The 21684-nt window shown below is 73.5% G+C and carries 22 protein-coding genes; 13 read left to right on the top strand and 9 right to left on the bottom strand.

Annotated features, from left to right (window positions below; translation table 11 throughout):
* Positions 1 to 21: 21 nt before the first annotated feature.
* Positions 22 to 1299 (bottom strand): M6 family metalloprotease domain-containing protein, encoded by a 1278-nt coding sequence (locus ACIRBY_RS19425; RefSeq protein ID WP_403901909.1) that lies wholly within the window; start codon positions 1297 to 1299, stop codon positions 22 to 24.
* Positions 1300 to 1592: 293 nt separating this feature from the next.
* On the opposite strand from ACIRBY_RS19425, the gene ACIRBY_RS19420 reads away from it, so the two are divergent.
* The 4 genes from ACIRBY_RS19420 (at position 1593) to ACIRBY_RS19405 (ending at position 6302) form a co-directional block, all read left to right on the top strand.
* Positions 1593 to 2237, top strand: coding sequence for a TetR/AcrR family transcriptional regulator (locus tag ACIRBY_RS19420; protein ID WP_403901907.1), 645 nt, complete (start codon positions 1593 to 1595; stop codon positions 2235 to 2237).
* Positions 2238 to 2332: 95 nt separating this feature from the next.
* On the top strand, positions 2333 to 3883 hold the full coding sequence (locus ACIRBY_RS19415; protein ID WP_403901905.1) for an MFS transporter: 1551 nt from the start codon (positions 2333 to 2335) through the stop codon (positions 3881 to 3883).
* Positions 3884 to 4017: 134 nt separating this feature from the next.
* Positions 4018 to 4806, top strand: a complete 789-nt coding sequence (locus ACIRBY_RS19410) for a dioxygenase (RefSeq protein ID WP_403901903.1) — start codon at positions 4018 to 4020, stop codon at positions 4804 to 4806.
* A gap of 518 nt (positions 4807 to 5324) precedes the next feature.
* On the top strand, positions 5325 to 6302 hold the full coding sequence (locus ACIRBY_RS19405) for an RNA polymerase sigma factor RpoD/SigA (RefSeq protein ID WP_403901901.1): 978 nt from the start codon (positions 5325 to 5327) through the stop codon (positions 6300 to 6302).
* Positions 6303 to 6367: 65 nt separating this feature from the next.
* Here ACIRBY_RS19405 and ACIRBY_RS19400 read toward each other — a convergent pair whose 3' ends face one another.
* Positions 6368 to 7351 (bottom strand): helix-turn-helix transcriptional regulator, encoded by a 984-nt coding sequence (locus ACIRBY_RS19400; protein WP_403901899.1) that lies wholly within the window; start codon positions 7349 to 7351, stop codon positions 6368 to 6370.
* A 62-nt stretch (positions 7352 to 7413) separates the two neighbouring features.
* Here ACIRBY_RS19400 and ACIRBY_RS19395 point away from each other — a divergent pair, with 62 nt between their 5' ends.
* From ACIRBY_RS19395 to pfkB, 3 genes are all read left to right on the top strand, one after another.
* Positions 7414 to 8985, top strand: coding sequence for an MFS transporter (locus ACIRBY_RS19395; protein WP_403901897.1), 1572 nt, complete (start codon positions 7414 to 7416; stop codon positions 8983 to 8985).
* A gap of 132 nt (positions 8986 to 9117) precedes the next feature.
* Positions 9118 to 9879, top strand: coding sequence for a DeoR/GlpR family DNA-binding transcription regulator (locus tag ACIRBY_RS19390; protein WP_403901895.1), 762 nt, complete (start codon positions 9118 to 9120; stop codon positions 9877 to 9879).
* The gene (pfkB, locus tag ACIRBY_RS19385; protein ID WP_403901893.1) at positions 9876 to 10823 is read left to right on the top strand and encodes a 1-phosphofructokinase; all 948 of its coding nucleotides are present in this window, start codon (positions 9876 to 9878) and stop codon (positions 10821 to 10823) included. The genes ACIRBY_RS19390 and pfkB overlap by 4 nt, the downstream gene beginning before the upstream one ends.
* A 70-nt stretch (positions 10824 to 10893) precedes the next feature.
* On the opposite strand, the gene ACIRBY_RS19380 is transcribed toward pfkB, so the two are convergent.
* Positions 10894 to 11691, bottom strand: a complete 798-nt coding sequence (locus tag ACIRBY_RS19380; RefSeq protein WP_403901892.1) for a DUF6227 family protein — start codon at positions 11689 to 11691, stop codon at positions 10894 to 10896.
* Positions 11692 to 11882: 191 nt separating this feature from the next.
* On the opposite strand from ACIRBY_RS19380, the gene ACIRBY_RS19375 reads away from it, so the two are divergent.
* Positions 11883 to 12521 (top strand): vitamin K epoxide reductase family protein, encoded by a 639-nt coding sequence (locus tag ACIRBY_RS19375; RefSeq protein WP_403901890.1) that lies wholly within the window; start codon positions 11883 to 11885, stop codon positions 12519 to 12521.
* A gap of 108 nt (positions 12522 to 12629) precedes the next feature.
* Here ACIRBY_RS19375 and ACIRBY_RS19370 read toward each other — a convergent pair whose 3' ends face one another.
* The gene (locus ACIRBY_RS19370; RefSeq protein ID WP_403901886.1) at positions 12630 to 13040 is read right to left on the bottom strand and encodes a rodlin; all 411 of its coding nucleotides are present in this window, start codon (positions 13038 to 13040) and stop codon (positions 12630 to 12632) included.
* A gap of 282 nt (positions 13041 to 13322) precedes the next feature.
* Between ACIRBY_RS19370 and ACIRBY_RS19365 the strand changes: the two genes are divergently transcribed.
* Together ACIRBY_RS19365 and ACIRBY_RS19360 are read left to right on the top strand one after the other, a co-directional pair.
* A complete protein-coding gene (locus tag ACIRBY_RS19365) occupies positions 13323 to 13844 on the top strand; it encodes a hypothetical protein (RefSeq protein WP_403901884.1) in 522 nt (173 codons plus the stop codon).
* Between the two features lie 161 nt (positions 13845 to 14005).
* Positions 14006 to 14248: a chaplin gene (locus ACIRBY_RS19360; RefSeq protein ID WP_358897238.1), complete on the top strand. Its 243-nt coding sequence runs from the start codon at positions 14006 to 14008 to the stop codon at positions 14246 to 14248.
* A 97-nt stretch (positions 14249 to 14345) separates the two neighbouring features.
* Here ACIRBY_RS19360 and ACIRBY_RS19355 read toward each other — a convergent pair whose 3' ends face one another.
* The 5 genes from ACIRBY_RS19355 to ACIRBY_RS19335 form a co-directional block, all read right to left on the bottom strand.
* The gene (locus ACIRBY_RS19355; RefSeq protein ID WP_403901882.1) at positions 14346 to 14687 is read right to left on the bottom strand and encodes a hypothetical protein; all 342 of its coding nucleotides are present in this window, start codon (positions 14685 to 14687) and stop codon (positions 14346 to 14348) included.
* Between the two features lie 178 nt (positions 14688 to 14865).
* Positions 14866 to 16200: a chaplin family protein gene (locus tag ACIRBY_RS19350; protein ID WP_403901880.1), complete on the bottom strand. Its 1335-nt coding sequence runs from the start codon at positions 16198 to 16200 to the stop codon at positions 14866 to 14868.
* A 119-nt stretch (positions 16201 to 16319) separates the two neighbouring features.
* Complete coding sequence (locus ACIRBY_RS19345) at positions 16320 to 16553, bottom strand: chaplin (protein WP_403901878.1); 234 nt, start codon at positions 16551 to 16553, stop codon at positions 16320 to 16322.
* A 240-nt stretch (positions 16554 to 16793) separates the two neighbouring features.
* Positions 16794 to 17204: a rodlin gene (locus tag ACIRBY_RS19340; RefSeq protein WP_403901877.1), complete on the bottom strand. Its 411-nt coding sequence runs from the start codon at positions 17202 to 17204 to the stop codon at positions 16794 to 16796.
* Positions 17205 to 17323: 119 nt separating this feature from the next.
* Positions 17324 to 17575 (bottom strand): chaplin, encoded by a 252-nt coding sequence (locus ACIRBY_RS19335; protein ID WP_403901876.1) that lies wholly within the window; start codon positions 17573 to 17575, stop codon positions 17324 to 17326.
* A gap of 110 nt (positions 17576 to 17685) precedes the next feature.
* Between ACIRBY_RS19335 and ACIRBY_RS19330 the strand changes: the two genes are divergently transcribed.
* The 3 genes from ACIRBY_RS19330 to ACIRBY_RS19320 are packed head-to-tail and all read left to right on the top strand — an operon-like array spanning position 17686 to position 21684.
* Positions 17686 to 18861 (top strand): DUF3344 domain-containing protein, encoded by a 1176-nt coding sequence (locus ACIRBY_RS19330; RefSeq protein WP_403901875.1) that lies wholly within the window; start codon positions 17686 to 17688, stop codon positions 18859 to 18861.
* A gap of 19 nt (positions 18862 to 18880) precedes the next feature.
* Entirely contained in the window at positions 18881 to 20110 is a 1230-nt protein-coding gene (locus tag ACIRBY_RS19325; RefSeq protein WP_403901874.1) for a glycosyltransferase family 4 protein, read from the top strand.
* Positions 20111 to 20112: 2 nt separating this feature from the next.
* A complete protein-coding gene (locus ACIRBY_RS19320; protein ID WP_403902045.1) occupies positions 20113 to 21684 on the top strand; it encodes an exopolysaccharide biosynthesis polyprenyl glycosylphosphotransferase in 1572 nt (523 codons plus the stop codon).

Below are 21684 nucleotides of genomic sequence, written 5' to 3'. Positions count from 1 at the left end.
GCGGGGGACGGGTGCGGGGTGTCAGGGGCGGCTCACGCGGACCCGGAAGCCGCCGCCCGGGAGGGCCGCGACCACCGAGACGGAGACGCCCGCCTTCTCGTCGGTGAAGGTCTCGCCCGGCCGGAACGGCGCGTCCGACAGCTCGGCGTGCACGTTGGGCCGGCGGGTGCAGCCGCCGCTGCCGCCCGCGCTGTCGGAGACGGTGACCGGCCCGCGCCCGGTGTCCACGTCCGAGTCGACCTTGTAGATCAGTACGCCGGGCTTGCAGACGGCCTCGTCGTTCCCGTCCCGCGTGCGGACCTCGATCGCGTAGCCGGCGCTCTCCGAGAGGGGGACGAAGGCCAGCTTGGTGCCGCCCTCCACCGCCAGCGGGGTCAGCAGGTGCTCGCTGACGCCGGGCTTCGAGGCGCAGCTGATCTGCGACCCGTCGAGCCAGCCCAGCTTCCACTTGTGCCAGCCGAGGAGGTCGTTGTTGGCGCCCCAGTCCTCGCTCATGATGTCCCAGTGGCCGACCGTGCCGCCCCCGTCGGAGGTGTAGAGGTCGGGCAGTCCGAAGACGTGCCCGTTCTCGTGCGGCAGCACCCGGTAGCCGGTCTCCCGGTAGGAGCCGGAGCCGTCGTCCTGCCGGCTGTAGACGAAGGACGTGTTCGCCAGCGGCACCCCGTCGGCCATGGGGGCCTCGCCGTTGCCGGAGAAGGTGACGGACAGGACGGTGTCCAGCGCGGACGGCCCGGCGTTCGGGGTGACGAGGATGTTGATCAGGTCGTACCGGCTGAAGTCCACCTCGGCGTCGGCGGCCCTCGCGATGTGCTCGACGAGCTGCCGGTAGCCCGGCTCGTAGGCGGAGCCGCGCTCGATCCCGTACGCCGCGAAGGGCATCGGCATCCGCAGCCAGTTGCGTATCGGGGCTTCGGCCCGGTAGGTCAGCCGCCCGTAGGAGCTCGTGCGGAACCATTCGGAGGTCTGGGGGAAGAACTCCGCCAGCCGGTCCATGGCCGAGCCCTCGCCCTTGGCGTCGGGGAAGTCGATCATCAGGTTCAGTGCGCGGATCTCGCCCGTCGACCGGGAATACCCGGGCGCGGTCGGCAGGCCCTCAGACAGCTGGACGCCCATGGTCGCGGAGATCCGGCAGGGCGCCAGGACGGATTCGGCGGTGGCGGCCTTCGGGCCGGAGGTGGCGTGGCCGCGGCCCTGGATGCCGCCGCTGGCGGTGGCGGTGACGCCGAGGGCCAGTGCGGTGAGGCCGATGAACGCGCCGGTGCGGCAGGGTCTGCGTATCCGGTGGCGGGTCTGCGGCATGGAGATCGCCTTCGGGTGCGCGGCAGCCGGCCGGGTCCGGTCTGCTCTCTGTGCGCTCACCCTCCGTCGGCTGCGACACGCCCGCGCGTCGAAAGCGTCCAAACGGGATAAAACCCCAGGATTCGCTTGTGATGCGGGTCACTCGGGGGAGTGAAATAACCGGGGACCGTTTCCCCGTTTGGAAGAGAGTCCCCACAAGTGGGGAGCGAGTCCCCGGTTCGGGGGTCGTCATCAGGCCAATCGGTCCGCCCGCCGGGCCGTCCGTACGAGTTCCAGCCCCAGGGAGGCCCGGAATGCAGAGCACCACCCCCGCCCGGGTGCCCAAGCCGCGCGCCGACGCCGTGCGCAACCGCGAGCGGATCCTCGGGGCGGCTCGCGAGATGTTCGTGGAGTTCGGCGCGGACGCCCCCCTCGACGAGATCGCCCGCCGGGCCGGCATCGGCAACGCCACCCTGTACCGGCACTTCCCCGACCGGGCGGACCTCGTCCACCACGTGGTGCTCTACGTGATGGACCGGGTCACCGCCCAGGCCGAGGACGCCCTCGCCGAGGAGCCCGACGCCTTCGCCGCGCTCTGCCGCTTCACGCACGCCGCGGCCGACGAGCGGATCGGCGCCCTGTGCCCGATGCTGTCGGACGGCTTCGACCACGACCACCCCGAACTCCTCGCCGCGCGCGAGGCGTTGGGGACCGCCGTGGACACCCTGGTCGCCGCCGGGCAGGGCGCGGGCCTGCTGCGCGCCGACATCGGCACGGGCGACCTGATGCTCGCCCTGTCCCAGCTCGCCCGCCCCCTCCCCGGGACGGAGTGCGCGGCGGTGGGCGGCTTCGCCCACCGCCACCTCCAGCTCTTCCTCGACGGGCTGCGGGCCCCGGCCCGCTCCCTACTCCCCGGCAGCGCCGTCACGTTGCAGGACCTCGGCAGGAAAACCGTGTGACGCGGCACCCCGCCCTTCAGTAGCCTCGAAAACCGCCTCTTTTCCTTTCATCCCCTCCCTTTTCAGTCATTCCGTACAGTGAAGTGGGTACCCCCATGTCCAAAACAGCCGCGTCCGCCCCACCGGCTGCCGCTGCCGCCGATCCCAGCCGCTGGAAGGCCCTGGTCTTCATCGCGCTGGCGCAGCTGATGGTCGTCCTCGACGCGACCATCGTGAACATCGCCCTCCCCTCCGCGCAGACCGACCTCGGCATCTCCGACGGCAACCGCCAGTGGGTCATCACCGCCTACGCGCTGGCCTTCGGCGGGCTCCTCCTCTTCGGCGGCCGCATCGCCGACAAGTGGGGCCGCAAGAACGCCTTCATCACCGGCCTCGCCGGCTTCGCCCTGGCCTCCGCGCTCGGCGGCGCCGCGACCGGCGAGGCGATGATGCTGGGCGCCCGCGCCCTCCAGGGCGCCTTCGGCGCGCTGCTCGCCCCCGCCGCGCTCTCGCTGCTGGCGGTCACCTTCACCGACGCCAAGGAGCGCGCCAAGGCCTTCGGCATCTACGGCGCGATCGCGGGCGGCGGCGGCGCCGTCGGCCTGATCCTCGGCGGCTTCCTGACCGAGTACCTCAACTGGCGCTGGACGTTCTTCGTCAACATCCCCTTCGCGGTCGTCGCGGCCGCGGGCGCCTGGATGGTCGTCCGCGAGCCGGCCGGCTCCCGCAACGGCGCCCGCCTCGACATCCCCGGCGTGGTCCTCTCGACCCTGGGCCTGGTCTCGCTCGTCTACGGGTTCACCCGCGCCGAGTCGGCCGGCTGGACGGACGGGACCACCCTGGGCCTGTTCATCGCCTCCGCCGTGCTGCTCGCCGCCTTCGTCGCCGTCGAGTCCAGGGTGAAGTCCCCGCTTCTGCCGCTGCGCGTCCTGCTGGAGCGCAACCGCGGCGGCGTCTACCTCTCGCTCGGCCTCGCCGTCATCGCGATGTTCGGCCTGTTCCTGTTCCTCACCTACTACCTCCAGGTCGTGAAGGGCTTCTCGCCCGTCAAGACCGGCTTCGCCTTCCTGCCGATGATCGCGGGCATGATCACGGGCTCCACCCAGATCGGCGCCCGCCTGATGACCCGGGTCGCGCCGCGGCTGCTGATGGGCCCGGGCTTCCTGCTCGCCGCCACCGGCATGCTGCTGCTGACCCAGCTGGAGGTCGGCTCCTCCTACCCGGCGCTGATCCTGCCGGCGCAGCTGCTGCTGGGCCTCGGCATGGGCACCGCCTTCATGCCGGCCATGTCCCTGGCGACCTACGGGGTGAACCCGGCCGACGCCGGTGTCGCCTCGGCCATGGTCAACACCTCGCAGCAGGTCGGCGGCGCGATCGGCACCGCCCTGCTGAACACCATCGCCGCCTCGGCGACCACCGCCTACCTGACCGACCACGCGGCCGAGGCCGCGGCGGGCGGCGTCGCGGGGAAGCTGGTCCAGGCGCAGGCCATGGTGGAGGGCTACTCCTCGGCGATCTGGTGGGCCGTGGGCATCCTCGCGGTCAGCGCCGCCATCGCGTTCACCCTGATCAACACGGGCCGTCCGGGCCAGGGCGGCCCGGTGGCCGCAGGCTCCGGCGCGGGGGCCGAGGACGCCGAGCTGCCGGTCCCGGTGATCGCCCACTGACGGCGGCTCCGGTACGGGAATGACTGACGACCCCGCTTCGTTCAAATTTGAACGAAGCGGGGTCGGTCTTTCCGGGTGAACCGGGTACGCCCTCCCCGCGGACGACGTACGCACCACGGACCGAGGAGCGCCCGATGACCACAGCCCCCGCCCCCGAGCGCATGCCGGCGCTGTACCTCAGCCACGGCGCGCCCCCGCTCGCCGACGACCCGCTCTGGCCGGCCGAGCTCGCCGCCTGGTCGGCGGGACTGCCCCGGCCGCGCGCCGTCCTGATGGTCTCCGCCCACTGGGAGGAGGCGCCGCTGGCGCTGGGCGCCACCGAGCCCGCCCCGCTCGTGTACGACTTCTGGGGCTTCCCCGAGCACTACTACCGGGTCCGCTACGACGCCCCCGGCGCCCCGGAGCTCGCCGCCGCGGTCCGCGCCCTGCTGAAGGCCCCCGGCACCCCGGTCCAGGACGTCCCGGACCGCGGCCTCGACCACGGCGCGTACGTCCCCCTCGTCGAGATGTACCCCGGGGCCGACATACCGGTCCTCCAGATCTCCCTGCCCACCCTGGACCCCGCCCGTCTGATGGACATCGGCCGCAAGCTCGCCCCGCTGCGCGACGAGGGCGTGCTGATCGTCGGCAGCGGCTTCTTCACCCACAACCTGGCCGCCCTGCGCCACACCGGCCCCGGCGTGCCCGGCTGGTCGGCGGAGTTCGACGCCTGGGGCCGCGAGGCCCTGGCCGCCCACGACGTCGACGCCCTGCTCGACTTCGAGGCCAAGTCCCCGGCGGGCCGCCTCGCCCACCCCCGCACGGAGCACTTCGCCCCGCTGTTCGTCACCCTCGGCGCCGCCGGCTCCGACCTCACCGCCCAGTCCACCCCGGTGGACGGCTTCTGGATGGGGCTGTCGAAGCGGTCGGTGCAGTTCGGCTAGGAGGCGCCGCGGGCGGGGCCGGTGATCGCCTCGCCGATGACGAAACCTCCGGCCGGACCGGAGGGAGCCGTCGCCGGTGAGCCGTAGATCGCCCGGGCGATGCTGTCGTGTCCGCAACGGGACCGTGCCGTAGGAATATGCCCGTACCCCGCCCGAACGGGTGACGGGCAGGCAACCAGAACCCGGTGCGGGCCGTCTTGGGGGGTGGGAGTGCAACCCGCGGGCACCGCCGGGACGGACGCGCCGCATGTGACGGCGGTCTCATCGGCGTCGTGGCCGCTCGGGTCGCCCCGGTGGTCCCGGGGTGGGTCTGACCTGCATCTCTTCGGGTTCTCGCGGCCCGCCTGAAGCGCCCGGCCAGCGCAGTGGCGGGGCAGGATACTGCAAGATCCCGGAAACGAGGGAGGCGTGTGGGAATTCTGTCCCGATTCCAGTCGTTGTTTCCCTCGGAAGCGGGCACTCGGGAGAGTGTCCGAAGACGCACCGCGACCGTTCATCGCATCGCAAGGGAGCACCGCATGGCAACCCGCGCCGTCGCCCGTCGTCAGTCCACGAGCAGCGCCCGCGCCGTGGGTGGAGAGATCGTCGACCGCGACCTGGTCGGCATGTACCTGGACGAGATCGCGCGCACGCCGCTGCTCGACGCCGCCCGGGAAGTGGAGCTCTCGCAGATCATCGAGGCGGGCGTCTACGCCCGGCAGATCCTCGACGGAGAGGTCGAGCGCGACGGGGAGACCCCGGCGCGCGGGGAGCTGGAGGCCCTGGCCGCCGAGGGCGAGCGGGCCAAGGAGGTCTTCATCCGGTCCAACCTCCGCCTCGTCGTCGCCGTCGCCCGCCGCTACCCGCGCAGCGGACTGCCCCTGCTCGACCTGATCCAGGAGGGCAACGCCGGCCTCGTCCGCGCGGTGGAGAAGTTCGACTACACCAAGGGCTTCAAGTTCTCCACGTACGCCACGTGGTGGATCCGCCAGGCCATCACCCGCTCCATCGCCGACCAGTCCCGCACCATCCGCCTCCCCGTCCACCTGGTGGAGGAGCTCGGCCGGATCCGCCGCATCCAGCGCGAGTTCAACCGCGAGAACGGCCGCGACCCGGAGCACGCCGAGATCGCCGCCGAGCTGGACTCCACCGAGAAGCGCGTCGGAGACGTCCTGGACTGGGCGCGCGACCCGGTCAGCCTCAACATGTCCGTCGACGACGACGGCGACACCCAGTTCGGCGACCTGCTGGAGGACACCGCCGCGATCTCTCCCGAGCAGTCCGTGCTCGCGCTGCTGCGCAGCGAGGAGCTGGAGGACCTCCTCGGCAAGCTGGACCAGCGCACGGCGTCGATCATCAAGATGCGCTACGGCATCGAGGACGGCCGCGAGCGGACCCTCACGGAGGTCGGCAAGCAGCACGGGCTGACCCGCGAGCGGATCCGCCAGATCGAGAAGCATGCTTTGCTGGAACTGAAGCGGATGGCGCGCGACACCGGCTTCGACGCCGTGGCCTGACGCCCGCCCGAAGCCCCCGAGACGAGCCCCGGCACCTATCCCCCCCCAGGTGCCGGGGCTCCCCCCTACGCCGGCTCCGTCCCGGCCCCGGCCGGTCCCGGTCCGGCGGCCGGTGCCGCTCCGGCCAGCCGGGCCGCCAGTGCGGCTGCCGCCCGTACCAGGAACTCCGGCCCCCGCACCGTGAACTCCAGCCCCGTCAGCGCCAGCCGGGCCGCCAGCCACTCCGGCGCGTCCCCGCTCTCGAAGCGGACCCGCGTCCCCCGCGCCTCGGCCACCGCCCCCTCCCGCAGCCACCCCGGCAGCTCCTGCGGCGGCACGGCGAAGGACACGTCCGCCGGATAGGTCTCCCCGCCCCGCAGCCCCCGCCGTACGAACTCCGCCGCCTCCATCGGCAGCGGCCGCGGGGTGAACCGGGCCCCCGTCGCGAAGGGCTCGCTCACCCGGTCCACCCGGAACGTGCGCCAGTCCTCCCGCTCCAGGTCGAAGGCCACCAGGTACCAGCGGCTGCCCGTACTGACCAGGCGGTACGGCTCCACCAGCCGCCGCGAGTCCGCCCCGTCCCGCGCCCGGTACGCGAACCGCAGCCGCTCCGGCCCCGCCACCGCCGCGGCCATCGCCGTCAGCGTCCGCGGGTCCACGCTCGGCCCGTCGCCCCGGGTCACCGCCACCGTGGCGGACTGCAGCGCCCCCACCCGGTGCCGCAGCCGCGCCGGCAGCACCTGCTCCAGCTTGGCCAGCGCCCGCACGGAGGCCTCCTCGACCCCCTCGATCGCATGGCCGGCCCCCGCCCGCAGCCCCACCGCGATGGCCACGGCCTCCTCGTCGTCCAGCAGCAGCGGCGGCATCGCCGCCCCCGCGACCAGCCGGTACCCGCCGACCGCGCCCAGCGTGGCCTCCACCGGGTACCCCAGGTCGCGCAGCCGCTCGATGTCCCGCCGGATCGTGCGCGCACTCACTCCGAGCCGCTCCGCCAGCTCGCTCCCCGGCCACTCGCGCGGGGTCTGGAGCAGGGACAGCAGGGTGAGCAGCCGGGCGGGTGTGTCGTTCATCCTTCAAGATTGCCAGGGAAATAGGACGCACTCTGGCCTAGATGCGGTCTAGGTTGCTCTCCATGAGCACCGAGACGTCCACAGCATCGCCCGAAAGAGAGAACGGGCCCGTACGAGAAGAGCGGACCGCACCCGCCCCGGCGGCACCGGAGGCAGCCGCCGCCGACCCGAGCGCCGCCGACGCCCCGGCCGACCGCCGCCGCTGGCTGGCGCTCGCCATCGTGATGACCGCGTCCTTCATGGACCTCGTCGACGTCACGATCGTCAACATCGCGATACCCAGCATGCGCCAGGACTTCGGCGCCTCGACCAGTGCCATCCAGTGGATCACCGCCGGCTACGCGCTCGCCTTCGCCGCCGGTCTGATCACCGGCGGCCGTCTCGGTGACATCTTCGGCCGCAAGCGCCTCTTCCTCGTCGGCGTCGCGGGCTTCACCGCCGCCTCCCTGCTCTGCGGCATCGCGCCCGACCCGGGCATGCTCGTCGCCTCCCGGCTCCTCCAGGGCGCCATGGCGGCGATGATGGTCCCGCAGGTGCTGGCGATCATCCACGTCACCTTCCCGCCCCACGAGCGCGGCAAGGTCTTCGGCATGTTCGGCGCGATCGTCGGCCTCGGCGCGGTCTCCGGCCCGCTGCTCGGCGCGCTGCTCACCGAGTGGGACCTCTTCGGCCTCGAATGGCGCACGATCTTCCTGATCAACCTGCCCGTCGGCATCGCCGCCGTGATCCTGGGCCGCAAGTTCATCTCCGAGTCCAAGGCCCCCAAGGCCCTGCGCCTCGACCTGGTCGGCGTCGTCCTCGCGACCCTCGCACTGGTCCTGCTGATCTACCCGCTCACCCAGGGCCGCGAGAACGACTGGCCGCTGTGGGGCTTCCTCTGCATGATCGCCTCGCCGGTCGTCTTCGCCGTCTTCATCGGCTACGAGAAGTACAAGATCAAGAAGGACGGCTCCCCGCTCGTCGAGCTCTCCCTCTTCAACGTCAAGAGCTTCGCCGGCGGCATCACCGTCCAGCTGGCCTTCGGCCTGGCCACCGGCATCTTCTTCCTGGTCTGGACGCTCTACATGCAGATGGGCCTCGGCTGGACCCCGCTGCACGCCGGCAGCACCGGCATCCCCTTCTCCATCGCCGTCTCCGTCGCAGCCGGCCTCTCCGTCGAGAAGCTCGTCCCCCGCTTCGGCCGCAAGGTGCTCCAGGCCGGCGCGCTGGTCATGGCCGCGGGCCTGCTCCTCTACATCTGGGAGTCCCAGCGCTACGGCATGGAGATCTCCTCCTGGCAGATGGCCCCGCCGCTGATCGTCATGGGCATCGGCATGGGCCTGATCGTCGCCCCGCTGAACGACACCATCCTGTCCCAGGTGCCGCGCGAGCACGCCGGCTCGGCCTCCGGCCTGATCAACACCACCGGCCAGATGGGCAACGCCCTGGGCCTCGCCCTGACCTCCGTCGTCTTCTTCGGCTCGATCGACGACGACCGGGTCCTCGGCGCCCCCTACGTCGACGCCTTCCACGGCGCGCTGTGGTGGGTCGTGGCGGTGCTCGTCGTGATCTTCGCGGTGATGTTCGTCCTGCCCCGCAAGCAGGTCCCGCTCTCGGAGCGCGAGGGCGCCGTCGAGCAGGCCGCCCAGGCCTGAGCCTCCCGGCGCCCCTCACGGACATGTCCGCCCCCGTGGGCGGGCATGTCCGTTTTTCTTGGTTCCTGCCCTCTTGCGGGCGTACGGTGGGGTAAACCCACCCGAACGGGCACAGAGCGGAAGCAATCCCACATGTACGCACCCGAGCGCCAGCAGGAGATCCTGCGCCTGGCCCGCGAGGCCGGGCGGGTCGACGTGCTCTCCCTCGCCGCACGCTTCCAGGTCACCGCCGAGACCGTGCGCCGGGACCTGACCGCCCTCGACCGGGCCGGCCTGCTGCGCCGGGTGCACGGCGGGGCCATCCCGGCCGGCCGCCTCGCCTTCGAACCCGACCTCCCCTCCCGCGAGGCCACCGCAGGCGACGAGAAGGACCGCATCGCGGCCGCCGCCCTCGCCGAGCTCCCCGTCGGCGGCAGTGTCATCCTCGACGCCGGCAGCACCCTCGCCCGCCTCGCCGACCGCATCCCCGTCGACACCGCGCTCACCGTGGTCACCCACGCCCTGCCCGTCGCCGCCCGCCTCGCCGGCCACACCGGCATCGACCTCCACCTGGTCGGCGGCCGGATCCGCCACCGCACCCGGGCCGCCGTCGACGCCTGGGCGCTGCGCGCCTACGCCGAGATCCACGCCGACGTCCTGTTCCTCGCCACGAACGGCTTCGGCGCCGCGGCCGGCCTGACCACCCCCGACCTGTCCGAGGCCGCCGTCAAGCGCGCCGCGATCGCCGCCGCCCGCCGGGTGGTGCTGCTCGCCGACTCCGCCAAGGCCGGCCAGGAGCGCTTCGCCCGCTTCGGCTCCCTCGCGGACGTGTCCCTCCTCATCACCGATACCGGGCTCGGCCCGGCCGACAGGGCGGCCATCGAAGCCGCCGGTACGGAAGTCGTGCTCGTATGATCCTCACCGTCACCCCCAACCCCTCCCTCGATCGGACCTACGAGGTCCCCTCGCTGGGCCGCGGCGAGGTGCTCCGGGCCGCCGGCGACCGGGTGGACCCCGGCGGCAAGGGGGTCAACGTCTCACGGGCCGTCGCGGCGGCCGGCGTGGCCACCACCGCCGTCCTCCCGCTCGGCGGCACCCCCGGCGCCCTGCTCGCCGAACTCCTGGGCGCCCAGGGCGTGGACGTCACCGCCGTCTCGATCGCCGGGGAGACCCGCTCGAACATCTCCCTCGCCGAACCCGACGGAACCCTGACGAAGATCAACGCGGCGGGGCCGGAACTCTCGCCCCGCGAAGCCGCCCTGCTGCTCGACACCGTCCGCACCTGCGCCGGTGATCCCGACTGGATCGCCTGCTGCGGCAGCCTGCCGCCCGGCCCCGGACCGGACTGGTACGCCGAACTCGTCACCCGGGCCCGGGAGACCGGCGCCCGCGTCGCCCTCGACACCTCCGGCCCGGCCCTGCTCGCCGCCCTGCCGGCGGGCCCCGACCTGGTCAAGCCGAACGCGGCCGAGCTCGCCGAGGCGGTGGGCCGCCCCCTGGCCGCCCTCGGCGACGCCGCCAAGGCCGCCGGGGAACTGGTCGCCCGGGGCGCCGGCGCGGTCCTGGCCTCCCTCGGCCCGCACGGCCAGCTGCTGGTCGACGCCGAGGGCGCCTTCCACGGCACGGCGCCGGCCGCCGCGGTCCGCAGCGACGTCGGCGCGGGCGACGCCGCCCTGGCCGGCTTCCTGATCGCCGGGGGCACGGGCCCCGCCGCCCTCGCCCGCGCCCTGGCCCACGGCGCGGCCGCCGTCCAGCTCCCGGGCAGCGCGATGCCGACCCCGGCCGACCTGCGCCCGGAGGCGGTGCGCATCACCCGGGACCTCCCCCTGGACCTCCCCCTGTACGGCCCCCTGCATTAGGAGTCCGTACCGGGAGTCCGGCCGCCACCCGGCCCCGGGCGCCATGGCGTCCCGCCCCGGGCGGCCGGCGTCAGCGCACGCGCGTGCGCAGTTCCATCGCACCGCGCGCGGCGCTCTCGCTCCCGTAGACCTCGCACATGTGCCGCCCGTCCGGCGTCGCCGTGTGCTCGACCTCCCACAGGCTGAGCTCGCTCCCGTCCAGCAGGACGAAGGCGTGCTCGTACAGGCTGAACCCGGCGTCCCGGCCGTCGGCCAGGGACTGCCGGCCGCCGAAGGCCTGGGTGATCCGGTGCGCGTAGGCCGTGCGCAGCAGCGCGGCCGCCTCCGGCCCCGGCCGGTCGGTGTTCTCGGCGCGTCGCAGCACCCGGCGGGCATGGTCGGCGGAGCCCTCCGCCGTGTACTCGCGGTGGCGCTCCCGCGGGTCCGGGGCGGCGAACAGCGCGCTCAGCAGTGCCAGATCCTCCTCCACCGCGTCGCCGTACCGGTCCGGGACCCCGTCCTCGGCCCCGCACGGCTCGGGCAGGGGGTGCGCCGGCTCCGCGGCCGCCTCGCCGAACAGCCGGGCCCCGGCCAGGGCGAGTTCCTCGCGGCAGGCGAACACCTCGTAGCGGGTTCCGCCGTCGCCCTTCAGCCGGTAGGCCAGCTCCCACAGGGAGGCCGTCGCGCCGTCGGAGAGCAGGTAGGTGTGCCGGTGGGTCTCCCGCCACTGCCCCGCCGACGGGCTGTGGTGCGTGGTGTACAGGGAGGAGCTGTGGGCAAGCGCCGTGACGAGGCGCTCGACCAACGGGTCGGGAAGGTCGAAGGAGTTGAGGGCGCGGCCCAGGAGTCGCTCGAGGTGCGCCTCGGTTGTCTCGTACGGATCGCTCAAGGTGGGCTCCAGGCCGTCGCAGCTTGTCACTTCGCGGAAGCACAACGTAGCCCCTGGCTCTGACATCACGTCCGGGATTCGGTAAAACGTCCGGGAAGCATCAGGGGTTCCCACCACACCTTCAGGTCAACTTGCCCGGGAATGGCTGGGATTCGTCAGGGTTTGCGGCGGTGCGCGGGACTATGGGCGCCATGGCAACGAACACAGTGGACGTCCCGCGCCAACGGCGGCACTCCAGCACCCCCTCCGAGGGCGGACCGGACGCCCCCCGGTCCCTGGCCTGGCTGCTGGTGGCCACCGGGGCCGCCGGACTGCTGGCCTCCTGGGTGATCACCCTCGACAAGTTCCTCCTGCTGGAGGACCCGGACTTCAAGCCCGCGTGCAGCCTCAACCCCGTGGTGTCCTGCGGCAGCGTCATGAAGAGCGCGCAGGCGGCCGTCTTCGGCTTCCCCAACCCGATGCTCGGGCTGGCCGCCTACGCCGTCGTGGTCTGCGTGGGCGCGGGACTGCTCGCGGGGGCCCGCCACCGCCGCTGGTTCTGGCTGGGACTGAACGCCGGCACCGCCTTCGGCACCTGCTTCTGCGCCTGGCTGATGCTCCAGTCGCTCTACGAGATCAACGCCCTGTGCCTGTGGTGCTGTCTGGCCTGGGTGGCGACGCTGCTGATGTTCTGGGCGGTCACGGCCCACAACGTCCGCACGGGCAGCCTGCCCGCGCCCGGCCCGCTGCGGGGGTTCTTCGCCGAGTTCGCCTGGGCTCCGCCCGCCCTGCACCTCGGGGTGATCGGGATGCTGGTCCTGACCCGGTGGTGGGACTTCTGGACGGGCTGAGGCGGGCGGCCCCACGCGTACGAGGGCCCCGGCGGCGTCCGCCGCCGGGGCCCTCGTCACTTCGCTCCACGGGCTGGTGCGGCCCTGACCAGGAGGGGTGGAGCCGGGTCAGCTGCCGGCGGACGCGTTGCCGGAGAGGACCGGGATGTTGTCCAGGATGTGCGAGAGCGGCTCGTCGCCCTTGGCCTGGGTGGAGTTCTCGGTGCACTGCTGGTTCTGCGGGTTGGACAGGACGTTGATGTCCTGGACGCCGATGTTGAGCGCGGCCAGGATCGACTGGGCGTTGACCTTGACCGGCAGGCCGACGCAGGGCTTGTTGAGGGTGCCCTGGACCAGGCCGAGCTGCGGGCTCATGTCGCCGGCGGTCTTCTGGTTGCCGTAGATCTGCTGGGCGCCGTTGCCGTTGACGGTGTTGACCCCGTTGTCGTTGCCGATGGCCATGGCCGGGGCGGTGGCGGCGGCGCCGGCGCCGATGGCAACGGCGGAAACCGCGGCGGCGGTCATGATCTTCTTGAGCATCATTGGTCCTTTTGTCGCACGAGTGCCCGCTAGTGGAGCGCCCTGATCAACCGGCCGCCGGCGGGCATGGTTGCGCTGCTTCACTCAAACGGCCCGTTCGGGGCGGGGATTTCCCCGGCGCGGGTGAGGCCGTCCCGGACACCTGCGCGAGGGCCGTACGCAGCCCCAGGCGCGCGCGGGGGCGCCCGCCTCCGGTTGCGCTCCGTGCGGGGTGTTCGCACGGTGGGTGAGCAAGTGGACTACTCCGGTCCGCTTATGTGCGACCACCCCGAAGGGTTCCCCATGCACTCCACCAAGGCGTCCCGCCTCCGCGTCCTCGTCCCGTCGGCCCTCGCCGTCGTCATACTGTCCGGCGCGGCTGCCCCCGCGGGTGCCGCGGACGGCCAGGGCGCCGCCGCCGTCGAGCGGAAGGCGGCGGCCGTCCAGCAGCAGATCGAGCGGCTGGAGGAGGCGGCGGAATCCCGGGAGAGGGTCGCGGCCGGTCCGATCGACGACCTCCTCGGGAGTCTCACCAAGACCCTGACCGACCTCCTGGGCTCGCTCACGGGCCTGCTCGGCGGCCTCGGCCTCCCCGCGATCGAGCTGCCGAAGCTCCCGGAGATCAAGATCCCGGACGTCAAACTGCCGGACGTCAAACTGCCGGACCTCCCGGTCACCGTCCCCAAACTGCCGGACCTCCCGGTCGCCGTTCCGGCCGTGCCCGCGGTTCCGCCGGCGACCGGGGCGGCACCCGCCGTCCCCGCGGTCCCGGCCGTCCCGAAGCTCCCCGACCTCACCATCCCCGACATCCCCGTCAGCCACTAGAAACCGACCGCGGCGGAACCCAACGGGCAGGATGGTTACGACTATTGGGCTGAACAGGTCAGATCTGGCCGCCGGCCGTGTCCGTCTGGGATGGTGGACCGTTTCGCTCGGTGTGAGCCCCGGTACCGGGGCAGGACATCGAACGAGAAGGTGCACTCCCCATGAACTCTGCTGCCAAGAAGGCCGCCGTGGCCCTGGCCTCCGCTGGTCTCGCCGTGGCCGGTGCCGCGGGCGCCGCCTCCGCCGACGCCCAGGCCGAAGGCGCGGCCGTGGGCTCCCCGGGTGTCCTCTCGGGCAACCTCGTCCAGGTTCCGGTTCACGTCCCGGTCAACGTCTGCGGCAACTCCGTGAACGTCATCGGCGCCCTGAACCCGGCGTTCGGCAACGTCTGCGTCAACGACTGACGTTCTCCGCAGTCCGCGCCACGTGACCGTGGGCGCCACCGGCCCGGCCGGTGGCGCCCACGGTCGTTTCGGGAGCCGGACCGGCCGCCCCCGGCGGCTACTTGCCGCCGTTGAGCTCCACTCCGCCGAGCAGCGGGGAGGCCTTGGTCGCGCCGTTCGCCAGGCCCAGGGCCGTGCCGGGGACGTCGTTGCGGATCTTGTTGACGCCCTGTGCCGTGTGGATCACCTTGCCGACGGTGTCGCCCTGCTCGGCCAGCGCGTTGCCCGCCGTCTGGGGCAGGGCCTCGGAGACGGGGTTCACGGCGTCGAGCACCTCGGTCACTCCGCCCGTCGCGCTCATGGGGGGCATCGCGGGGGCGTCGGCGGCGAAGGCGGGGGCCGTGGCGCCGAGGGCGGCGACGGAGCCGACGACGACGGCGGCGACCTGGGAGAGCTTCATTGTCGAAATCCTCATTCTTTTCGGGGAGCGAGGCGGCGGCGACCGGCTCGGCGCTTTCGCCCTGGGTAACGATTCCCGGCCGCTCCGGAAACGCCGGCAGAGCGGGCGCACGGGAGCGGCCGGAGAATCCGGGGTGGATTCTCCGGCCGCTGTTTCTTCCGATTACCGGTATTCCCGCTCAGGCGGCGGCCGACCTCCGGTAGAGAATCGCGCCGCCGAGGACCAGCGCCGAGGCGAGGGCCGCCATGGCCCCCAGCTCACCCGCGCCGGTGGCCGCCAGCTGCGGCCCCGCCTGGGCGGGGGCGGGCGCGGGGAGCGTCGCCGGCGGGGCGGCGGCGGGGGCGGGTGCCGGGGCCGGTGCGGGAGCCGGGGGCAGGTGCACCGGGAAGTCGCCGGCCGGGGCGGCCGGGGGCTGGTCGGCCGGGCGGACGACGTCCGGCGCGGGGGCGGGCGCCGGGAGCGGCCGCTCGGGCTGGCTGCCGTGCGGGGGGCGGGGCGCCGGGATCTCCTGCGCGGGCGCCGCCGGGACCGGGGCGGGGAGGGTGTGCGGCCGCTCCTCGACGGGGGCGGGGAGGGTGTGCGGCCGCTCCTCGACGGGGGCCGGGAGGGTGTGCGGCTGCTCCTCGACCGGGGCGGGGAGCGTCTGGGCGTGCTCCTGCGGCGGTACGGGGACCCCGGCGGGCGGGGTCTGCGGGGCGGGAGCCGGGGCCGGCGCGGGCGCGGGGAGCGGGGCGGGGTGTTCCGCGTGGGGCGCGGGCCGGGGCTGCGGCGCCGGCGCGGGCTGCGGCTTGGCCTTCGGGTGGTGCGGCGCGGGCGCGGGGGGCGCCGGGTGCGGGGCCGGGTGCTCCGCGTGGGGGGCGGGCGGGTGGTCGTCGCACTCCTGCCTGCCGCCCCGCGGGCCGCGGTCGTCCTCGCCGGAGCCTCCGTAGGCGTCCCCGTGGCGGCCGTCGTCGTGGCGCGGGGCCGCATGGCGCGGGGTCTCGTGACGGGGAGCCTCGTGGCGCGGGGCTTCGTGGCGCGGCGTCTCGTGACGGGGCGTCTCGGGGGGCGCCTGCTCGGGCCGGGGCGCCGCGTGCCGGGGGGCGTGCGCGCGGGGTGCCCCGTCGCCGTGCTCCCCGTAGCCGCTCCCGTCCTCCCGGCGCTGCGCGGGCAGCGCGTGCCGGCCGCCCTCGCGCTCCTCCAGGTAGCGCTCGAAGGCCTCGGCGTTCTCGGGGCTCAGGTAGCGCTCGTAGTCGCGGCCGCCGGCGTGGGAGCCGGTCGAGGTGGCGCAGGTGTTGCCCATCGCGGGGTTGAGGGCGGCACCCCCGTCCACGCTGTTGCCGCACACGTTCGGCGAGAAGGTGATGGGTACCGAGACGCTGTTGCCGGACAGCACGCCCGGTGAATGCGAGGCCTCGGCCATCGCCCCGGGATGCGCGTAGGCCGCGCCGGTCGCGATCGACAGCAGACTCGAGGCGGCCGCGGCCGTGAGCACCCCCTTGCCCAGTACCCGTCGGCTCAGTACCTGTCGCATGGGTCCTTCCCTGTCTACCGGCACGGGGCCGGTCCTGAATCGAAGGCGGCCCCGGAGTGCACCGCCGTGCACTCCGGGGCCACCCGAGGAGGTCTGCCCCTGCTGGCGCAGGCGCCGCGTCAGTTGTTGACGCAGGTGTTGCCGAACGCGGGGTTCAGCAGCCCGACGACGTTGACGGTGTTGCCGCAGACGTTCACGGGGATGTGCACGGGGACCTGGACGAGGTTCCCCGAGAGGACGCCGGGGGAGCCGACGGCCTGGCCCGCCGCGCCCGCGTCGGCCATGGCGGGGGAGGCGGCACCGGCTGCCACGAGAACGCCGGCGGCCATCACCACTGCCTTCTTGTACTTCATCTGAATTCGATCCTTCCCGCAGAGGTCTGTCCGCTGCATACACAACAACGAGTGGCGCGGTGAAAAGAAACCGCGACATCCAAGTATTTCCGAGAGGTGCCGGGCATTTCACTCCGATGCTCCGGCGGTGTGTTCGGGGAATTCTCGCCCGAATTCACCGGGGCGGAATTCGTGGTCCCGATACACGGCGAGGCCGCCGCGACCCGTGGGGTGCGACGGCCTCGCGCGGCGCGGCTTCGGTCAGCTGCCGGAGGAGACGTTGCCGGAGAGGATCGGGATGTTGTCCAGGATGTGCGAGAGGGCCTCGTCGCCCTTGGCCTGGGTCGAGTTCTCGGTGCACTGCTGGTTCTGCGGGCTGGACAGGACCGGGATGTCCTGGACGCCGACGTTGACCAGGGCCAGGATCGACTGGGCGTTGACCTTGGCCGGCAGGGCGATGCAGGGCTTGTTGAACGAGCCCTGGATCAGCGCCATCTGCGGGCTCATGTTGCCGTAGGTGGCCTGGTTGCCGTAGATCTGCGCGGAGTTGTTGCCGTTCACGGTGTTGATGCCGTTGTCGTTCCCGATGGCCATCGCCTGCGGGGCCATGGCGGCGCCGAGGCCGACGGCGGAGGCGGCAACCGCTGCGCCGGCCACAAGCTTCTTGATCATTATCGTCCCTTTTTTGCAGGATTGCCCGGATGCTGGAGCACCCGGATCAACGGCGCGGCTCCGGTTCGGGTTGCGTCGCTTCACCCGGATGCCGCCGTTTCGGACGGTGCGGTTGACGCTCAGGCGTTCAGGCAGCGGTTGCCGAAGGCGGGGTTCAGCAGCCCGACCACGTCGACGGTGTTGCCGCAGACGTTGACCGGGACGTGGACGGGAACCTGGACGAGGTTGCCGCTCAGCACGCCGGGGGAGCCCGCGGCGAGGCCTTCCGCCGTCGCGCCGCCGCCGTGCGCGGAGGCGAGGCCCGCGCCGCCCATCAGCAGCGCGGCGCCCCCGAGCGCCGCGGTCGTGCCGCGCACCAGGCTCTTCTTCATCTCCGTATTCCTTTCGGTTCGAAACCTCGAACGACGATGCACCGGCATAACGACTCGCCCACCGGCAGGGTGCGTGCTATCGCCCGAAAGGCCGTACGAGCGAGTCCGACGTGATTTCCAGCCCGATTTCTGACAAAGTTCACTCCTGTTTTGTCCCCTTGATCGAAAATGGAGACGGGGTCATGGGTTCCTCCCGCAGAATCCTCGCCGCACTCGGTCTGCTGTCCTGCCTCACGCTTTCCGCCCACGTCCCTTCGGCGGGTGCCGCGGTTCCCGCGGCGGCGCGCGAAATGCCCCGGATCCCCTTCACTCAGCGTTACCAGGCCGTGCAGCACGGCGGGCTGGTCCGGGCCTCGAACTCGGCGATCAGCTGCCGCCGCGAGGAGTCCCCCCAGGCCGAGCCCTGTGCGGAGGTCAAGAAGGGCGCGGCGGGCACCAACGGCGACTTCGAGATGTTCTACGACGAGGTCGACAAGGACCCCGACACCTACAACTCCACCCGGGCCGAGCTCAAGGTCCCGCAGGGCGCGAAGGTCTCGTACGCCCGGCTCTACTGGGGCGGGAACCTGCGGGTGGGGGAGCAGAAGCCGCCGGAGGACAACGGCCGCGTCCTGGTCGCCGAGCCCGGGGGCGCATACAAGCCGGTGATCGCCGACACCGTGATCGGGCACCGCACGGACGCGGGCAGCGACGCCTACCAGGCCTCCGCCGACGTCACCCCGCTGGTGCGCAAGGGCGGTGCGGGGATGTGGACCGTGGCCCAGCTCAACGTCGCCATGGGGCACTCGGAGGTGGGCGCCTGGGGTGGCTGGACGCTGGTGGTCGCCTACGAGCACCCGCAGGAGCCGCTGCGCAGGATCTCGCTGTGGGACGGCTTCGAGTCGCTGGCCGCCGGGGCGGGCGAGGCCGCCGCGGAGACGGTGGGCATCACCGGCCTGGACGCGCCGCCCGGAGCCGCGGGCAAGGCCGGGGTGGTGGCGTACGACGGGGACCGCGGGGCCCTGGGGGACTCACTCACGGTGACGGCCGACAGTGGGCGCCGCATCAACGTCAGCGACGCGGAGAACCCCTTCAACGACCTCATGAATTCCACGATCACGGAATTCGGTCGGCCTTCACCGGTACGACAGCCTGAAAATATTAATAATCTCGGATATGACGCGGACGTGTTCGACCTGAGTCCCGCCCTGTCCGGTGGCGCCCACAGCCTGAACTTCAAGTTCACGGGCGAAAGTCAGGGTCAATTCCTCGGTGTGCTCTTCGTTCAGACAGACGCGCGCCGCTGAGCGCAGGAGACCGCTCCACGTGCCGAATCACCCCTCGCCGGCCGGCTCCCCGGCCGCGCCGTCCTTCACTGTCCTGCATCTCGTCCAGCCCGTCGAGGGCGGCGTCGCGCGGGTGGTCACCGACCTCGTACGGGCCCAGTCCGCCGCCGGCCTGCGCGTCGTCGTCGGCTGCCCGGACGGCGGCCCCCTCGCCGACGCGGCCCGGGCCGCCGGGGCCGAGGTCCTCACCTGGCGCGCCGGACGCTCCCCCGGGCCCGGGCTGCCCGCCGAGGTGCTCGGCGCCGCACGCCTGATCCGCCGCGTCCGCCCCGACCTGCTGCACGCCCACAGCGCCAAGGCCGGGCTGGCCGGACGGATGGCCGTACGGGGCTCGGTCCCCACCGTCTTCCAGCCGCACGCCTGGTCCTTCGACGCCGTCGGCGGGACCACCGCCGCGCTCGCGCTGCGCTGGGAGCGGGCCGGCGCCCGCTGGGCCGACCGGGTGCTCTGCGTCAGCGAGGCAGAACGCCGGGCCGGCGAGGCCGAGGGCATCACCGCCCGCTGGGCGGTGATCCGCAACGGCGTCGACCTCTCCCACTTCCGCCCCGCCCACCCCGACCGCGACCGCGACCGGGACGGGGCACGCGCCGCGCTCCCGCTGCCCGCGGCCCTGCGGGGCGAGGGGCCGCTCGCCGTCTGCGTCGGCCGGCTCTGCCCCCAGAAGGGCCAGGACGTCCTGCTGCGCGCCTGGCCGGAGGTGCTCGCCACCGTCCCCGGAGCCCGCCTCGCCCTGGTCGGCGACGGCCCCGACGCCGAACGGCTGCGCCGCACCGCACCCCCCGGGGTCCACCTCGCCGGAGCGGCCCACGACATCCGACCGTGGCTTCGGGCCGCCGATCTCGTTGTACTGCCGTCGCGGTGGGAAGGCATGGCGCTCGCCCCCCTCGAAGCCATGGCCTGCGGCCGACCGGTCCTGGTCTCCGACGTCAGCGGTGCGCGGGAGAGCCTGCCGTCCGGTCACGGACGGCTCTGCCTGGTACCGCCGGAGGACCCGACGGCGCTGGCCAAGGCCCTGGGACGGCTGCTCGCCGAACCGCGGCTGCTCACCGAACTCGGGGAGCAGGCCCAGCAGCACGCGCGGACCGAGTTCGACGTGCGGCGGACCACGGACGCGGTCACCGGCCTGTACCACGAACTGCTGGGCAGGCCCTCCCCCCGGCTGCGCGGGGGGAACCCCCAGCCCTTGAACCAGGAGCGCATCAGCCGATGACGATGGACAGCGCACCCGCCCGGCACACCGGGGGGCAGAGCGGCACGGGGCACGCCGGCGGCAGCGCCTTCGCCTCCGTGTCGCCGGCCGTCCCACCCGCCGTACCGCCCGCCGCGTCCCGCGCGGCGGGCCGCCGCGCCGTGACCGCCATCCACCCGCCGCGCGGACCCCGGGCCGAACGGGCCCGCCCCGCCGTCCGCCCGGGCCGGGTCCGCCGCGGCCGGGGCGCCGCCGCGCTGCTGGCCGCCGACGCGCTGGCCGCGGCCGCCACCGTGGCGGCTCTGCCCGGACCGCAGCTGCCGGCCCAGGCCGCGCTGCCCGCCGCCGTCCTGCTCGCCGCCGTCAACGCCGCCCTCCAGGCGCAGGGCGGGCTCTACCGGCCCCGCCTCGCCCCCTCCGCCCTCCTCGAACTGCCCGCGCTGGCCTGGCGGACCGCCGCGCTGTGGTGCGGGGCCGCCGCCGTCCTCGCCGCCGCCGCGCCCGAGCGGGCCCTCGGCTGGAACGCGCTGCTCACCGCCGTCTGCCTCCAGGCCGTCCTGGCCTGCGCGGGACGCGGGCTGGTCCACCGGGCGCGGCGCCGCTCCGGCGTGCGCCACCCCGTCTCCACGCTCGTCGTCGGCCCCGGCGAGGGAGCCGGCGCCGTCGCCGCCGCCCTGCACGGGCGCCCCGAGTACGGGCTGCGGCCCGTCGGGATCGCCGACACCGCCGAGCCCGCCGACGGGGAGGGCGGCCCGCTGCCCGTACTCGCCACCCACGAGGACGTCCGCCGCGCCGTCATCCAGAACTCCGTGCGCTGCGCGGTGTTCACCCGCCCGCCCGAGGCCGACGAGCGCACCGCCGCCCTGGTCCGCCTCTTCCACGACCACGGCTGCCGGCTGTGGCTCGCCGACCCGGCCGGCACCGCCAAGGTCACCGGCATGCGGCTCGCCCACCCCGCCGACCAGCTGTGGGGCTACGCCGTACAGCCCCTGCTGCCCCGTCCCGCCCGGCCGCTGGAGCGGTCCGCCAAGCGGATCGTGGACTCCGCCCTCGCCGCGCTCGCCCTGCTCGCCGCCGCCCCCGTCATGGGCGCCTGCGCGCTGGCCGTACGGCTCTCCGACGGACCGGGGGTGATCTTCCGCCAGGAGCGGGTCGGCCTCTACGGGCGCCCCTTCACCCTGCTGAAGTTCCGCACCCTGCGCGCCGACGAGCACGAGTCCGCCACCCGCTGGACCGTCGCCGGCGACCGCCGGATGAGCCCCGTCGGCTCCTTCCTGCGCAAGTCCTCGCTGGACGAGCTGCCGCAGCTGTGGAACGTCGTGCGCGGCGACATGAGCCTGGTCGGCCCCCGCCCCGAACGCCCCTTCTTCGTCGCCAAGTTCAGCAGCCTCCACCCCGGCTACGAGGCCCGCCACCGGATGCCCGTCGGCATCACCGGCCTCGCCCAGATCAACGGGCTGCGCGGCGACACCTCCATCGAGGACCGGGCCCGCTTCGACAACCACTACATCGACACCTGGTCGCTGTGGCAGGACCTGTGGATCCTGGCGCGGACCGCCGCCTCCTTCTTCCGCTTCCGGCTGGGCGGGAGTTGA

This window comes from Streptomyces sp. NPDC096136 (assembly GCF_044763325.1).
In the GTDB taxonomy this organism is placed as follows: Bacteria; Actinomycetota; Actinomycetes; order Streptomycetales; family Streptomycetaceae; genus Streptomyces.
Note: the sequence above shows the minus strand (reverse complement) of the source record. Positions and strands in the feature narration are given on the sequence as shown.